General features: G+C 49.1%; 16 protein-coding genes and 1 pseudogene. 6 read left to right on the top strand and 11 right to left on the bottom strand.

Annotated features, from left to right (window positions below):
* Positions 1 to 157: 157 nt before the first annotated feature.
* The 3 genes and pseudogenes from H6F90_RS30835 to H6F90_RS21470 all read left to right on the top strand — a co-directional run.
* Positions 158 to 701: pseudogene (locus tag H6F90_RS30835) on the top strand (IS1 family transposase); the annotation flags it as partial.
* Positions 701 to 898 (top strand): hypothetical protein, encoded by a 198-nt coding sequence (locus H6F90_RS21475; RefSeq protein WP_190554248.1) that lies wholly within the window; start codon positions 701 to 703, stop codon positions 896 to 898. The pseudogene H6F90_RS30835 and the gene H6F90_RS21475, both read left to right, overlap by 1 nt.
* A gap of 324 nt (positions 899 to 1,222) precedes the next feature.
* Positions 1,223 to 1,450, top strand: a complete 228-nt coding sequence (locus tag H6F90_RS21470) for a hypothetical protein (protein WP_190554247.1) — start codon at positions 1,223 to 1,225, stop codon at positions 1,448 to 1,450.
* Positions 1,451 to 1,533: 83 nt separating this feature from the next.
* On the opposite strand, the gene H6F90_RS21465 is transcribed toward H6F90_RS21470, so the two are convergent.
* From H6F90_RS21465 to H6F90_RS21425, 9 genes are all read right to left on the bottom strand, one after another.
* Positions 1,534 to 2,463, bottom strand: a complete 930-nt coding sequence (locus tag H6F90_RS21465) for a ParB/RepB/Spo0J family partition protein (protein ID WP_190554246.1) — start codon at positions 2,461 to 2,463, stop codon at positions 1,534 to 1,536.
* The gene (locus tag H6F90_RS21460) at positions 2,463 to 3,215 is read right to left on the bottom strand and encodes an AAA family ATPase (protein WP_190554245.1); all 753 of its coding nucleotides are present in this window, start codon (positions 3,213 to 3,215) and stop codon (positions 2,463 to 2,465) included. The genes H6F90_RS21465 and H6F90_RS21460 overlap by 1 nt, the downstream gene beginning before the upstream one ends.
* 124 nt (positions 3,216 to 3,339) lie before the next feature.
* A complete protein-coding gene (locus H6F90_RS21455) occupies positions 3,340 to 3,612 on the bottom strand; it encodes a Precorrin-3B methylase (protein WP_190554244.1) in 273 nt (90 codons plus the stop codon).
* 2 nt (positions 3,613 to 3,614) lie between these two features.
* On the bottom strand, positions 3,615 to 3,806 hold the full coding sequence (locus H6F90_RS21450; protein WP_190554243.1) for a hypothetical protein: 192 nt from the start codon (positions 3,804 to 3,806) through the stop codon (positions 3,615 to 3,617).
* Positions 3,807 to 3,809: 3 nt separating this feature from the next.
* On the bottom strand, positions 3,810 to 4,130 hold the full coding sequence (locus H6F90_RS21445) for a hypothetical protein (RefSeq protein ID WP_190554242.1): 321 nt from the start codon (positions 4,128 to 4,130) through the stop codon (positions 3,810 to 3,812).
* A gap of 98 nt (positions 4,131 to 4,228) precedes the next feature.
* On the bottom strand, positions 4,229 to 5,779 hold the full coding sequence (locus tag H6F90_RS21440) for a restriction endonuclease subunit S (protein ID WP_190554241.1): 1,551 nt from the start codon (positions 5,777 to 5,779) through the stop codon (positions 4,229 to 4,231).
* A 56-nt stretch (positions 5,780 to 5,835) separates the two neighbouring features.
* Entirely contained in the window at positions 5,836 to 6,198 is a 363-nt protein-coding gene (locus H6F90_RS21435) for a DUF86 domain-containing protein (RefSeq protein ID WP_190554240.1), read from the bottom strand.
* Positions 6,185 to 6,523: a nucleotidyltransferase family protein gene (locus H6F90_RS21430; protein WP_190554239.1), complete on the bottom strand. Its 339-nt coding sequence runs from the start codon at positions 6,521 to 6,523 to the stop codon at positions 6,185 to 6,187. Before H6F90_RS21430 ends, H6F90_RS21435 begins: the two co-directional genes overlap by 14 nt.
* A 73-nt stretch (positions 6,524 to 6,596) precedes the next feature.
* Positions 6,597 to 8,069 (bottom strand): N-6 DNA methylase, encoded by a 1,473-nt coding sequence (locus H6F90_RS21425; RefSeq protein ID WP_190554238.1) that lies wholly within the window; start codon positions 8,067 to 8,069, stop codon positions 6,597 to 6,599.
* Between the two features lie 57 nt (positions 8,070 to 8,126).
* Here H6F90_RS21425 and H6F90_RS21420 point away from each other — a divergent pair, with 57 nt between their 5' ends.
* Entirely contained in the window at positions 8,127 to 8,603 is a 477-nt protein-coding gene (locus H6F90_RS21420; protein ID WP_190554237.1) for a hypothetical protein, read from the top strand.
* On the opposite strand, the gene H6F90_RS21415 is transcribed toward H6F90_RS21420, so the two are convergent.
* Together H6F90_RS21415 and hsdR are read right to left on the bottom strand one after the other, a co-directional pair.
* Complete coding sequence (locus H6F90_RS21415; protein WP_190554236.1) at positions 8,539 to 9,486, bottom strand: pentapeptide repeat-containing protein; 948 nt, start codon at positions 9,484 to 9,486, stop codon at positions 8,539 to 8,541. The genes H6F90_RS21420 and H6F90_RS21415 overlap by 65 nt on opposite strands.
* A gap of 23 nt (positions 9,487 to 9,509) precedes the next feature.
* A complete protein-coding gene (hsdR, locus tag H6F90_RS21410) occupies positions 9,510 to 12,869 on the bottom strand; it encodes a type I restriction-modification system endonuclease (protein ID WP_242024578.1) in 3,360 nt (1,119 codons plus the stop codon).
* A gap of 637 nt (positions 12,870 to 13,506) precedes the next feature.
* Here hsdR and H6F90_RS21405 point away from each other — a divergent pair.
* Together H6F90_RS21405 and H6F90_RS21400 are read left to right on the top strand one after the other, a co-directional pair.
* Positions 13,507 to 13,668, top strand: a complete 162-nt coding sequence (locus H6F90_RS21405; protein WP_190554235.1) for a hypothetical protein — start codon at positions 13,507 to 13,509, stop codon at positions 13,666 to 13,668.
* A gap of 173 nt (positions 13,669 to 13,841) precedes the next feature.
* The gene (locus H6F90_RS21400; RefSeq protein ID WP_190554234.1) at positions 13,842 to 15,290 is read left to right on the top strand and encodes a hypothetical protein; all 1,449 of its coding nucleotides are present in this window, start codon (positions 13,842 to 13,844) and stop codon (positions 15,288 to 15,290) included.
* The last annotated feature ends 88 nt before the right edge of the window (positions 15,291 to 15,378 follow it).

The following is a 15,378-nucleotide window of genomic DNA, read 5'->3' as shown; positions in this document are numbered from 1 at the left end:
GCAAAGCTTGCAGGCTTTGACGTTGGTAGGGAGTCGGCATCCCATCGAGCAAGTGATAGATTAGTTCTTGGGCGTGGGCAAGAATGTCCATTGTTCTTGCGGTCTATTAGTTTCACGCCCTTTCTGCCACCTTTTAAGCCTTGGTGCAAGATCTGAGCAAGTTCAGGCAGTACAAACGCAGGAAGGGAGCGCGGATGAACTGTGGTCATTTGTCGCAAACAACAGAAGCAGTGCCTTCCCGACGAGTTAGAGGTGGGTGATTGCTGGATTGGAGTGAGTCTAGCGGATTCGAGTGGGCTGATCCTAGCGGCCCGAGTGGGAAAACATACGGACGAATTGATTGAGGAGTTAGTAGTTAGTAGTGAAGGCAAAACCGTCTGTAAATGTTGGAATAGTGATGGTTGGGGAGGCTACGAGAGAGTATTGCCGCCTAAGATTCTCCATCACATTGGCAAAGACAAGACGCAACGCTAGAGAGAACCAATGGAGTGGTGAGACAGCAGACCGGACGGTGGCACCGCAGACAGAACAAGTTTGGCAAGGTGTGGGAGCAAACCAAGGTAACGACACGGGTAGTCGTGAGTTACTTCAACTGGATTTGGCAGCATAGTCGATTGAAGACGACAGCAACTCAACGAGCAGGATTAACGCTACAGCCCTGGACTTGGCATGATCTCATTACCTATTCCACTATTATTTGATGCACTACCAGATTTTCTGGCATCTGAACTACTGCTACGAAATCGAAATGCAATGGGCACTGGAGCGTCATGACAAAGGCGAAGCCCGTGTTATCCCTATCCTTCTACGACCCTGCGACTGGAAAGGTGCTCCTTTGGGCAAACTTCAAGCATTACCGCTCGCTCCTAGTGCAGGTGTAAAATCTGTAACTGAATAGACTAATGGAGATGAAGCCTTGACCTCGATCGCATAGGGTATCCGTAGGGCTGTGGAAGACCTCAAAAAGCAGGGTAGAGGAAAGTCCTTCTAATTAACTCCTAGTCAGATTCAGAGAAAAATTTTCTAGTTCGGTTAGTAGCTTTTCAAGACGCTTTTGTTTTCTAGGGTTATTCCAATGAAGCTGTAAAAGCAATGGCGTAATATCAAATCTAGGCAACACATCCAATCCTTGCTAATGAATGCTGGAGTACTAACTTGCATGTCCTCCAATTGTTGTCTATTACTTAAGGCATCAGCATATTAAATCACTAGTCATTGCTCCATGAATCATTTTATCTTTTGGGCACTTGGGCTTAGCACCTTATGGGTCGGTCTGAAGCTATTTGACGATGAAGTGATTCTGATTGTCTCTATTTTTGTCGGTGTAGGTTTCATCCTGGCTGGGCTGATTGCGGCTCCGCTGCTGCTGCAAATTCCGATTGAAATTGCATCAGTGCTCGCCTTGTTCAATGTTTGTATGCAGTGTATTCAACGGGGCGATCGCTCTTAAAGCGCGCTCTACAACCTATAGCTAGAGAGCGCTTTGTTGCTTCTATGAAAGGTCTGCAAATCCTTTACCCTTTATTGGGATGGTTATTCAGGTTCAGAGAAAAGGTTTTCTAGTTCGGTTAGTAGCTTCTCAAGACGCTTTTGCTTTTTAGGGTTATCCCAAACCTTAGAGCGCTTTGACAAACGATAAGCATTATCCAAGACGCTTTTGAGTGAGTGCTGGGTGGAACTGGTTGATTCAGCATTGCTAGCTTTAAAGCTTGCAACTCGTTCTTTGATTTGTGCCAAAGAGAGGTTTTGAGCGATCGCCTCCTCTAAAACCTGCTGCCGTTTCTGTTCATCTTTGATCCGAGCGATCGCTCTTGCCTTTGTATATTCAAGCTTTCCTTGGCGGAGAGCTTGCAGGATGTCATCGGGTAGGTTGAGGAGCGGAAGACGGCTAGTGCGGAAGGATTCGGGGGTAAAGCGTCCGACCCCAGAGAGAGTAGTTTCAATGGTTTTGAGTTGGAGGAAAACGTTTTCCTCCAGTTCTTGCTCTCGATTTTTAGCGTGGTTGGCGCGGTTGAGAATGGAGACTACATCGGTCGTGTCTCCTTCAATCGCGATCGCTAACAACTCAAGAATGGCTTCAGTTTCTTCAACAGGGTTTAGGTCTTCCCGTTGTAGGTTTTCCATCAGAGCGATCTGGAGGGCTTCCTTATCGCTCAGCTCTTTGCTAACGATGGGGACTTCCCCCAGCCCAACTGTTTGAGCGGCTCTAAGTCGTCGTTCTCCAGCTACCAGTTCGTAGCTATTGTTGCCGAGGGGACGGACTAGCAGAGGTTCCAGAATTCCATGTTCCTGAACAGACTGAACTAACTGCTGCATTTTCTCAGGATCGAAGTAGCGGCGGGGTTGCTTTTTGGGCAACTGAATCCTGTCAATTGCAACAGATTGACCTGCTTGAGTTGGCAGCTCGTCTAGGAGGCGCACGTTATTAAGTTGGTACTCAGGAAGCGGTTTGCGTCGTGCCATTACACAGCCTCTAATGCGTCGGTAATTTGGTTGAGGATATCGACCACTGGATGTTTGGGGAAACTGAGTGCTAGGGGTTCATGCAGTTGAGCTGCATCTGCGAAGGCGATCGCTCTAGGAATGGGAGGAAAAACAGTTGCTGTGTTAGACAACTGATTCTGTACAGTACTCAGACTCGTCTTTCCTTGAACCGTCTGCCCCTCGTGCATGGTGGGGATAAAGCCTGCAATTTGGAGTTTGCGGTTGGCTCGTTGGCGAACCCGAGCAACTGTATCGAGGAGCATGTCGCAACCAATCAGGCTTTTGTAGTGCGTCTGAATAGGGACTAAGACGTGGGTTGAGGCAACCAAGCTGATGTAGCTGAGGATGGCTAAGCTGGGTGGGCAATCGCTCAGAATGAAATCGTAACGGTCTTGCACTGGCTCTAAGGCATCTTTAAGGCGGACTTCACGGAACTCAGCTAAGACCAGTTCCATTTCTGCGCCGCTAAGTTGGATGTTGGTAGGAGCTAAGTCTAAGCCATGCAGGTTAGTGTGGATGGGTAGCTCCTCATCGTGGACGATCGCGTGGTAAACGGTTTTAGAAAGTTTATAGGCTTCTAGCCCCATAAAATTGGTGAGGGATGCTTGGGGGTCCATATCTACTAGTAGAACGCGATGGCCCCGCTGAGCTAGCTGGTAACCCAGGTTCATGGTGAGGGTGGTTTTGCCAACGCCTCCCGATTGGTTGAAGAGGGAAATGATTTTTACCACAGCCAACTTTTAGGCGACATCAAAAAGTGTAGAGGATTGTGATTGGATTATCCCTCTATTTCGCTACTTATCTGATTTCAAAACTAAAAGTGAGGCGGCTAGAAGAGTGCTCTGAATTATAAAGCTAGCGCGATCGCTTCTTTTGCTGTTTCTGGGGTGGAGTGCGGTGAGCGCCAAAGTACTTTTCGCTGCGATAGCGGAGCCAAACTCGCAGGACTTGAGGGATTTGGTCTTTTTGCTCCGGAGTCAGGGTGTTGTACAGGGCTAAGGCGCGATCGCGTTCTCGGCGGCAGGCAGCGTTGTTGTGAGCATCCCAGTAGCTTCTGGCAACACGAATGCGACGGCACACCTCTTTGACGAGTTCTGGTCCGGATAGGGGATGCTCTTCTTTTGCCACTTCTATGCGGGTTCGGTGGGGGTTAGGCGTGCCAGTTCTTGAGCTTCTAACACGGCCAGCTCTGTAGCGGCGTTAGCTAGTTGCTGGGCGATGTTGACGCGGATGCGGGGGTCGGCTTGCTCACACACTTCACGGCTGAGCATGCGGACTCGATAGCGGTAAGCAATTAGGGATTTCGGGTCAAGGACTCGCATGGGTCAGGGCTCTACGAAGGTTTCAATGTTCAGCAACACCCGTTCTGACTCTAAGTATACGAACAAAATCAGGATCAAGTCTTCATCGCTGGTGACTTGGAATTGGAAGGCAGCGGCGATCGGTTCGACTCGGGGATGAGTGGCGATCGCAATGTACTGACCCGGAGCGACATCAACCAGCGTGGCACTGGCGTAGGTGAGGTCAACGGTCTGCTGAATGGCGAGTTTATTGCCTTGCTGGATGGCAATGCTAAAAGGAATGCCTTCGATGGAGGTCAGAGCTTGGCCGATTTCATTACGGATGTTAAGGATGAGAACGGCCATGTGGACGCTATTAGAGTGAAAAGTACGAGGTTGAGTTGCAGGAGCGATCGAGGATAATTGCTCCTGCCCGATCGCGCTGATTTATGAGGATGTAGCATTCACACCTCTAGCTTGAGTTGCTTAGCTCGTTTGCCTTTGGTCTTTTTCCCGTTATCTGCTTTCTCCCGCTCGGCTCGGATGTGCTCAAGTAACACAGAGGCAGGTTCATCGTTGGGGTCTTGCTCAACTAGTTCACCCCGAAAGGCTTTAGCAAGAATGGCTTGGTTAAGGCAGGTAATATGTTTGTTAGCCCCTGTGTATTGTTGTTCGATCTTGTCAATTGCATTGAATAGATTTCGCACGCGCAGCAAGATTTCTGCCTGTTCCTCTAGAGATGTTACTGGAACGGCATAGCGACGCAGATCCTTTAAGTGAATATGTTGTAGACCTGAACCAGTTCCTAACATTTGATTTTGCATTTGCGGAGACACGAATGCTAGCTCAAGATAGTCGCTCATCTCATAAGAGACTGGCTTGACTAACGCTACTGAAACAAAAATACTGAAGATAGTGTCAGCGCGAATGACTCGTGTAACTCCCAGAGTGCCGTCTTTCGATATTAGTAAATCACCTTTTTCTGGGTTTGCACGTTTAAAGAACTCTTTGTGATCTTCCTCAGAAATATAGTTAAGATTTTCAAAACTAATACCAGAACCTGCGGTGAGGTTTTTAACGGTTACAAATGGTATGCCCTGCTCAATATAGTTGGGCTTTTTATGAACTCCATCAACAACTTTTGTGGCTAAAAGCTCTACAGGAGCCCATGTCCATGTCTCTGGCAATTTAGGCAATAGCGCTCCATTACATGCTTCTGGTTCTTGATATTTTGCTTTCCACTTATCATCCTTGCTCGATTTACCTCCAAGTTGTAGTTTTTTCGACTCAACTTCTTCCCACTTCTGCCGTCTATCGCGCCTAGTCTTCTCTAATAAAACTGAAGCGGGTTCAACGTCTGGGTTCTCTTCGCGCCAATCGGCTGTTAAATCACCTCGGAAGGCAGCAGCTAGGACAGATTGACGGAAGCGATCGCACAATTCTGGAATGGCCTCAAGAGCTTGTTTTGCACGTTGATGGCGATCGCGCAACTCCTCAATCTTGGTAACAATCCGCTTCTGCTCATTAAGTGGCGGAATTGATATTGGGAAATTAGGTAGAGTGCTTGTATTAATGTACGGTTGATCTGATCCTTGCAGGTTAGTGCGAATTAATTGAAGGAATTTCGGAGAGCCTGTATAGCAAAAGAAGTAATCTCTCATCTCATCTATGAAGAGGTTAAATCGGGCAACTCTTTGATAAAGAATTGCAGGTGCGTCCTCTTCACTGAGACGAGCTATTTTCAATAAGTCATTCAAAATCGGACGATTTAGAGCCATTACTATGTCGTTCTTCTCTAAAACCAATTCTGGATAGTCAGCTAAAAAGCTCTTTGGTAAAAAATTTTGTTGCTCCCATACAACCTTGCCAAAAGACACATTAGCAATTTGAAGAAGCTTAACCCCAGAAGAGGAATAATCTTTTTTCTTAAAAGCTTCACCTGAAAGGATCGATAAGACATCAGATAACTGAGCCCATTCCCAACCTTCAGGTAGTTCTGTTAATTCGTCACTCATAGCTTCAATTCAAAATTAGGGAAGCAGAATTCAACGTGGGAAGGGCGCTCGTTCTGTTAAAGTGAATCTTCCTCTGGGAGAGGTGGTAATAACCCTTCAACGTGTATCAGTAAGTCAGGTAAAAGTGCTTCAACAATCTGCCACAAATTTTCTTGGTTGACCTGCTCATAGCGGTGAGCAATTACATTTCTTAGACCAATAATGTTGCTCCAGTCAATTTCTGGATGTAGCTGTTGAAACTCTAGTGATATCCGGCGGGCAGCTTCTCCTAAAATTTCAAACTGACGCTCCACCGCACTTTGCATAAAAATGCTGTTCAAATAGCCTTCTAGCGAAGAATTTTGGGTGAACTCTAAAATCCGCCGAATTGCCTGTGCCATATCCCACAGAGAAGCGGCATCGCGATCATTGATTTGCATAAACTACTCGATGGGTCTTTAAGATATTGGCTCGACGATAGGGGTTCTTTAACTCTTTTTTCTGAACTAAATCAACCTTGCGCCCAAAGGCTGTTTCTAGTTCCTTTTGCATCTCCATCAGATCAAACAAACTCCATCGCAGACTCGGTGCAAAAGTAATTAAAACATCGACATCACTATCGGGGCGGAAGTCGTCGCGTAACACCGAGCCAAACAGCGCAAACTCGGTAATCTGCCAACGCTGACAGTACGCCTCAATATCTGATAGAGAGACATGGAGGCGATCGCGGATTATTTGCTGTAAATCAAGGTCAAGATTATACATAATCAGCGTTTGTGATAATGGTTTCAATGCCTGCGATCGCCTCTAATTAGTTTTTGCGAATCGTTGGTTGTTCCTATTCTAAAGTTGGCATTCCCACCGAAGCACTGGTTGCCTCTGCTGCCTCCTCCCCTTCCAGCAACACCATCAACGCTTCCATTTCCTTCGTCGCAATCCGCAGCTTCTCCATAATCTCAGCCGCGATCGCCTCTGGTTCTGGTAAATCATCCCCTGATTGCAAACTCTCATCCCGCAGCCAGGAAATATCTAGGTTTTCGTTACGCTTCGTGATCTGCTCTCGTGTAAAGCAGCGGAACCGCCCCTCCTCACCCAGCTCCACCCGCGTACTCAGCCCATTCGGGTCATCCCCATAGCACTGCTCAAACTCCGCAAAATGCTCACGAGTCAGCGGAATGCGCTTGCCAAAACTGGGCATATTGGTTCGCATATCGTAAATCCACACCGCCTGGGTGTTGCCCTTCTCCGTCTTGCCCCGCTGGAAGAACAGCACATTGGTTTTCACCCCTTGCGCGTAAAAAATCCCCGTCGGCAAACGCAGAATCGTATGCAGATTGCACTTGTCCATCAAATCTGCCCGAATCGATCGCCCCTGCCCATCCTCAAACAGCACGTTGTCGGGCAACACCACCGCTGCTCGTCCTCCCGGTTTCAGCGATCGATAGATGTGCTGCAAAAACGCCAATTGCTTGTTAGAAGTGGGATAGGTAAAGTCATCCCGCGTCGGCATCCCTCCACCCTTCTTGGTGCCAAATGGCGGATTCGTCAAAATCACATCAGCCTTCGCCAACCGCTGCCCATCGGGTGCCAACGTATCGCCTAGCGTCACGGCCCCCTCAATTCCATGCAGCATCATATTCATCAGCAACAAGCGGTGGGCATCCTGCACCAACTCAATCCCATAAAACGCCTGCTGCCGCTGAAACACCTGCTCTGCTTCGCTCAGGTCAAACAGATCATCGGTGCGCTGCTTGATGTAGCGGTCTGCCGCAATCAAAAAACCACCCGTCCCCGCTGCGGGGTCTTGGATTAGTTCCCCTGGCTGCGGTTGCATCAGCACCACCATGCAGTCAATCAACGGACGCGGCGTAAAATACTGCCCTGCACCCGACTTCTTCTCACTGGCATTCTTCTCCAGCAACCCCTCATACAGGTCGCCTAAGCCTTCTTCCTTAGCCGAGTACCAGTCCAGCTCATCAATACTCTGCACCAGTTTCTTCAAGATGCGTGGTTGCTTCAGCGCCGTCTGAGCATTAGCAAAAATCGCTTGCACTCGCTGCGCCGACCCCTCTGACCCCAAATGCAGCAATGCTGCCCGGTAAAACGTCAGTTGCTCCACCCCATCCTTGCTAGTTAAATCGCCCCAGCGATAGCCCTCCGGTAACTGCCCTTCATTCCCCGTCTCCTGCATCATCTTCAGAAACAGCAGATAGGTCAGCTCAGTTACGTACTGCAAATAAGTGATGCCATCATCCCGCAGGACATGACACAAACTCCACAGCTTTTGGACAATATCACTCGTTGCGCTCATCGGATTCCTAGGCGATCGCGGTTACCGTAGAACCAAAGTTCTCAGCTTATCTAGCGTATGCAAAAACCAGCATCAGTCAAGAGCCTGGAAAATCTCGGACGAGTCCGCCTCTCCCAAAACTTCTTCATGCGCGACTTTCTCTACAGCGAAGTGGCTAACTTCTACGGCATTTCTAACATTCCCGAAGATCCAGACCTGGCGATCGCGGCAAACAAACACCTCTGCGAAGAACTTCTCGAACCGCTCCAAACCACCTTCGGACGCATCACCATCCGCTCTGGGTACCGCGCCCTCGAAGTTGATCGCATCCGCAACGAGAAAAACTTAGGTTGCTCCGACAACGAAGCCAACCAAGCGGGCCACCTCTGGGATCAACACCTAGAAATTTCTCATCCTCAAAGGCAACATCGCCTCAAGTGCCACGCTCCAGTACTACATCAAAGAACCCAACGAAGTTTTGGGAACTTTGCTAAATCCTTTTCAAGCTTGTCTGGCTCAAATTGGTATTTGACGATCGATTTAGTTCAGGTTTGAGGTGCTTAGCTTCATGGTTTAGGAAAGTCGCAAGCCGATTGTGAATACGCTGTACACCTAATTGTGATTGTCCAGATAGCTGATAACAGAGTAGAATTTTTTCCTTTTCCGCAATTTCTAATGTTGCTTTCTGATAGAAGTAACAAAGTCTATAGCTCCCTTGAATAGAACTATATTCTCTAATTTTCTTATTGTTAATCTTGGCGTCTTTCCCTCGATAGTCAAGAATAGATTTAGCATCCTTAACGGCTTGAGAAATTAATTTTTTATAATTGGATTCATCTTCTCTTAAATGCTCTATATCAATGGCGGATAGAGCTATTTCAGAATTGCGGATTGTTGGATCTTGTTCTGCATTGGGAGTTCCTTTCTTGAACTCCTGTGCAAACGACTGAATATTGTCAAGATAATCCTGGTTCCGTCCTGTTTCCCTAGCTCTAAAGTACCAAACTCGTAAGTCGTTAAGACAAGGAATATAATGCTGAAGATGAATTTCAAGGGTTGAGTTCAGTAATTCTCCATGAATTACTTTATTGGGCATAGTTACTTGATGTAACTTAGCGCCCTCAAGATTGGCGTTACTAATATCAGCATTTGTTAAATTTGCATAGCTTAGGTCTGCATTTTTTAGATTAGCCTCTCTAAGGCAGGCATTCGTGAAATTTGAAGAACTTAAGTTTACATCTGCAAAATTAACTTTACTTAAATCTTTATTCTTAAAAGTTGCTCCGTGAAGGTCACAAGTTGTACGAGGATTGTGCTGTCTCCACTCATTCCAAAAATCTGTGCCCCTATCTAGAATCTCTAGCAGACGTTTGAAGTTTTCAGCTTCTCGATTGCTCCATTGTGATCCATCCCATTCTCCCCAGTCACTGTTTTCCATAAGACATGCCTGACCCCTTAAAATTAACTAACTTCCTGCCAAACGTAATCGCCAACCTCTATCAAAATCGTCTCTAATTGACCGTTAAAAGTCTTGTTCAATCGATCGAAACCACCGCCTTGAGTTCTAAACTCGCCTTGATCTAAAGCTTCCCGATCAACAATCGTTTCGACCTTCAATTGCTTGCCAATGCGCTCCAGCCATTTCCGCTGTGGTGGTGTCCAAGCTTGACTTGCCAAAATTTGCTTAATCGCTCGATCCACGCGATCGCTGTAAGGAATCAGCGCATCACCCAAAGCGGCCTGCCGGATAAAGCCAATAATGGAAGCTGCAATATCCTCGTTGGTCGCGTCTCGCCAAGCTACCTGGAGTGTGGTTTCTGAGTAGCCCTTCGCATCCAGTAATAGCTTCAGTTCCTTCAATTGCGCCCTCGTTAGCTCTCGAGGTCGTTGTGTCACCACCATCAACGCTGGAATTTGGTTCAGATTCTCCAGTAAAAAGGCCTTGAAGCTGTCCAAATAGTCTTGAGGTCGTTCCGCATTGCCATAGCCCCGCTCGATGCTGTGTAGCTCGTCTGCGTGGTGAGAAATCAAGATTGGAGCCATCCCCCCATCCTGCCGATCCAAAATCTCCGCGATCGCCTTCCGCTGCCGGAACCATTCCCGCACCTGCGCCGAATCACTCTGCTTCAAATGTGGCACTAGATCGCCAACAGGCATCCCGGCGATCGCCTCAAGCTGTTCTCGGTTACTGTCACTCAAATGCTGTCGCTTCCGCTGCAACTTCGCCAAAAGCTGATCCAAAATCCCCTCAACGGCTGCTGGTTCTGTCACAGTCTCCATTTCATCAATCAGTTGCGTAAACGAAATGTTGGGATTGACCACCACTGGCTTCATCGTCGAAACCGGGGCGATCGCCTCGTACAGATTTACCGCATCAAAAATGCGAAACGCCTGTTTCTGGGTGCCATCATCAAAAGTGCAGAGCCGAGTTGCCCGCCCCAACATCTGCTCGTAAAGAATCCGCGATTTGACTCGTCGAATAAACACCAAATTGCAAATAGACGGCACATCAATTCCCGTCGTCAACAGTTCCACCGTCACGGCAATCTTCGGGTTCACCTCATTGCGGAACTGCCGAATCAACTGCAACGGCTTGTCCACACTTCCCGTGATTTTGGCGATCGCCTCATCCTCCACGCTGCCATACTGCTGAGCGATCGCCTGCTTCAGCTGATCCACGACAATATCGGCGTGGCTATCACTCGCACAGAAAATTAGCGTTTTTTCGGGCAGTGAGGGATCAATGTGCTGGGCGATCGCCTCACAAACAACCCGATTAAACTCTTCTGTAATCACCCGCCGGTTGAACTGCTCCACTTCCAATCGCACTTCATCGGGGGCATGCACCAAATCCAACTTCCCGGTTTTGGGATCGAAGAACTCCATCTGCTCGCCCGGATTCCAAACCATCCCCGATTCCGAGAGCTTGGTTTTGATTTGGAACGGTGGCTCATGATCAATTAAGTAGTTATCGATTACTGCTTCTCGATAGCTGTAGGTGTAGACTGGCTCGCCAAAAATTTCAGTGGTGTGCAGTGCTGGGGTTGCCGTAAGGCCAATCTTGACCGCATCAAATTGCTCCAACACCCGCCGATACTTGGAGATGTAGTCGTTATAGTCACGAAACTCCAACTCCGAATCGCTCAGCTCGCGATCGAGCAGGTAGCCTCGGTGGCACTCATCCACTACAATGCAGTCGTACTGATCCACAGTGGGTACAGCCGCTTCATCGCTGGGGTAAAGAATTCGCTTCACGAAGCTTTGAACCGTGGCGATGTGAACCTTGGTTTCTGTGTCAGGTGCCGTGTCCTTCAGCTCCTTAATCTCAAAAATATCTGCAAACGTTTGCAAATTCTCCATACGGGAGTCCTTAAACGCATTCGTTGTTTGCTCACCCAAAGCTGTGCGATCGACTAAGAACAACACCCGCCGGAACCGCTTCGTTTTTAGCAGCCGATAAACCAGAGCAATGCAAGTTTTAGTCTTGCCTGTACCTGTCGCCATTGCCACCAGCAACTTCCGTTCATCCCTGGCTAAAGCTGCCTCTACAGCCCGAATCGCTTTAATTTGGTAATCCCGCAACTTCAGCCCATAATTGAAGCCTTCCTGAGCCAGCCGTTGATGAGCCTGGTCATGATCTTGAGCCAGCATTTCACTCAAGCCTTGAGGTGTATACCAACTCCGCAAAGGACGACGCAAGTTTTCAGAACGGCGCAAGTCACGAAACCAAATCCCGCTCTTGGTCTTGATTTGCTCCAGAAACTCTCGGCCATTGGTCGCGAACGCAAATGGAACTTCGTATTTCCCCCAAGGCCCGTCCGGTAAAACTTCCTCACCTTTCACTTGGTAATCTCGGCTATAGCGCTGCGCTTGATCCAGCTTCCCTGATACATCGGTTCCCTGTCGCTTAGCCTCTACCGCTGCAACCGCTTGCAACCCAACAAACAAGAGATAATCCGCAGGCCCGCTTTTGGTCGGCCATTCGGCGATCGCTAAATTCTTGCCCTTCTGAGGCCGAGTTCCCTTCTGGTAGGTCAATAGCTCCGAATCCACTTCCCAACCTGCTGCTCGTAATTGGGCATCGATTAACCTACGAGTTTCGCGTTCATCCAGGTCAACTAAGGTGTCTTGAGCTTGAGCGATCGCAGCTTGAATTACAGGTTGAGGTTGGCTGGCTGCGGCTGCCTGAATTTGAACTAAATTCTCTAGCAGCTCCTGATTCTTCGCTGCCACCTCTTGCGCTAATTCTTCAGCGACCAACCGTCGTTGCGCCTCGGCATCAGCCAGCGCCTGGGCTGCCTCTGCGGTTGATAGCGTGTTCCGAACTTCCTCCCGCAGCTGTTCTAATTCTGCTTTGAGTTCTAGCGTCTCTACTGCTGGGTCTAGGGGTGGAATGAACGGCCCAGGATTAAAATCGGGATTTTTTGTGAAAACTTTGTGGAACCAAACCGCTAAGTAGCGGGCATATTTCAGGCAGCTCAATGCCTGACGCTGGCTTCCCGCCAGACCATGCGTTGCTTCATTACCTGCCATCCGCAGCTCATGGAATAGGCGATCAACATCCCCTTTTAGGAGATTGCAATCGCGCAACCGCCTGAGCAAATCAATCTGTCGCTCATCAGGGGACTTATATAACCCAACTTTCGCTGCTGCCAACTGAGCCAGCAACTCCCCAAATTGCCGCAATTTAATCAAGCAAGTATTGGAATCAGTAGCAAAATAACGTTCAGCTAAAGCACCCAGCCGAACGAGCTGCGGATCATGAACTTCCAGAAAGGCAAAGTTTAGCGACACCAGCATCTTGTTATGTAGGACATCCATCAGTAGGTTCTCTCCATGAGAGAACTGCCTAAACTCAATCGTTAGCGTTCTGCTTAGAATCCCCGAACTAATCAGGTTTTAACCTACTTAGAGTAAAAATCTGATGAGATGCCTGTAAAAACCTCGACAAGCTTTAAGCTGGCTTATTTGATTTGCGGGACTTGGTTGCAGGCTGAGCTGGAGATTTGGGAGTGCGATCGCCCCCGACCTTCTTTAAGCTATCTGGAATCAGCCTCCTAGCTTTTGAGTCAGAGATAGTTCACCCGAAGCAGCGTTCGAAGGATGTATGCCCAATAAGTAAGATCAAGGGCTGACTTTTCGAATGGCGGATCAGCTTGTTTGAGACCGCCAAAACCCAGTTTTTCTTTCTTTCCGTTGAAATTAGGGGAGATCGCTGGGCAGATCAGGTAAACTACTCATCAAGCTTTATGGAGGCAGAGTTTGTGGTGATTTTTAGGGTTGCTGGTCTAATTGCTAAAGCTGAGGAGATGAACATGCTCTAGAAACCCTAAAAGCCAAAACCCCAACTGCGGACACAGAAGGGGCTAAGAAGGCTTTTATATTTGTTCGGAATCGGAATAGAGGGGACTCTAACTTGTATGCTTGGACGGCCTGCAGTTAAGTCACCCACTGTGCCATGCGTCTATATTACGGTCATTTGGCAAAAAGTGACAAGATCTTTTGCACCGTTTCTAAAAAGGCGAATGGCTCTCTATTCCTCTCTACACCAGGGATGGAGCGCATCGAAGAAAAACGAGGAATTTTCTGGTTGTCTAAGCCAGTCTTAGAGAAAACTTAGCTGTTCTCAATCTGCGGATCGCTCTCTCCCTGTCCAGCCGTTATTTCGGGACAGAGAGACCATGCATAGCTATACCCCTCGTGACTATCACCTGCATCAGCAGCGTGACCAGACGTACTTACTCACTTTGCACCCTCTGTCCCCTTGCCCCCACCGGACTAGAGAGTTGCATCATGCCACGCAAACAACCCCTTGCCTGTGATACTCAGGCGATCGCCCCTCAACGTACTCGTCAGCGCCTACCTGAACCTTTGCCCCGCGACCCCCTGGGCCAGCGCTTGTGCCAGCTCTTCCCCTACCTCTGGCAAGCGATCATTGCCCCTACCCCCGCAAACGCCAACCAAAAGCCTGCTTGGCAGACACTGACCCAATACCCGCTCAAGCCCCGTAGTCTCTGGACCTACTGGCAAGATGCCGCTCAACTCGTCGGCGTCCGCTTCGGTGCCACCACCACCTACGGCCTCATCGACCTCGATGCCTTCAGCTTGCACCATCCCACCCGCGATCGCCAAGCTCTCACCACCCTGCGAGCCGCTCTCGCCAGCATCGGCATGCACCAAACCGTTTTGCTGCGCTCTAGTTGGAACGGTGGCCTTCACCTCTACATCCCCCTTCCTGAAGCGGTCCCCACCTTCGGCCTCGCCATCGCTCTCAAATACTGCTTAGAAGCGCACCACTTGCCCCTGCAAGCAGGCCAACTGGAAGTCTTCCCCAACGTTAAGCGCTACAGCAAAGCTGGAGAATACAGCGAGTACAACGCCCATCGCTTACCCCTGCAACCCAGCAGCGGCTCCGTCCTCCTCAGCGACACCCTGCAAACCCTGCCCAGTGATCTGCCTTCCTTCTTCCAACAGTGGGATCAAGCCGCAGCAGCCCAAGACCTAAAGCAACTTCACCAGGCGATCGCCGCAGCCAAGAAGCAGCATCAGTACCGCTCCTACAACCGTCGCAGCAATGTTGCTTTGTGGCAGCAAGAACTGGAAAACGAAATGGAGCAAGGGTGGACAGGACCTGGGCAAACGAACCACCTGCTCAAAACCATAGGCTGCTACGGTGTCGTCTTCCAGTCCCTCTCCGGCGAAGCCTTGGCCCACTACATCGAACACACTGCGATCAAGAGCCCTGGCTACCGAGAGTGGTGCCAACACCAGCACGAAATCAGCCGTCGCGCTCAGGAATGGGCTACTGCCGTGGAAAACTACTACTGGCCCCTTGGCACCCCTCCCAAGCGCGATCGCAGCCTTTCCTTAACTACTGCTGCTAACAACATCGTCAACTTCAACCAGAAGCGAGCCGAAGACGCTCAGGCGCGGATCAAACAAGCAGTCCTTGAACTAACTCAACAAGGCCAGCTACCCGATCGCCCCACCGCACGAGCCCAAGCGATCGCCTCCTTAGCTCAGTGCAGTCATACCACTTTGCAGAAGCACAAAAAACTGTGGCACCCCGAAAGGTGTGTAATAGAGCCACTAGAGACAGTTGCAGCCGCATCACAGCCTCCAGCGCTAGAACCAACCAAAGCGCTAAAAGAAGCTCCTAGAGAGGAATTACACACCTTTACCTATATGAAGGGTAGGGGGCATGATGCTGTCTTGGACAGAACTTACGCAAAAGTCATTTGAACGGACGGATGCTTGAGTTGCTCCTTGAGATACTCAGAGAGCATCCCGTGCTTGATTTGATAGATAGTTCTACCACTTTCGTAGGCAA

Source organism: Trichocoleus sp. FACHB-591, from assembly GCF_014695845.1.
Classification (GTDB): Bacteria; Cyanobacteriota; Cyanobacteriia; order FACHB-46; family FACHB-46; genus Trichocoleus.
Note: the sequence above shows the minus strand (reverse complement) of the source record. Positions and strands in the feature narration are given on the sequence as shown.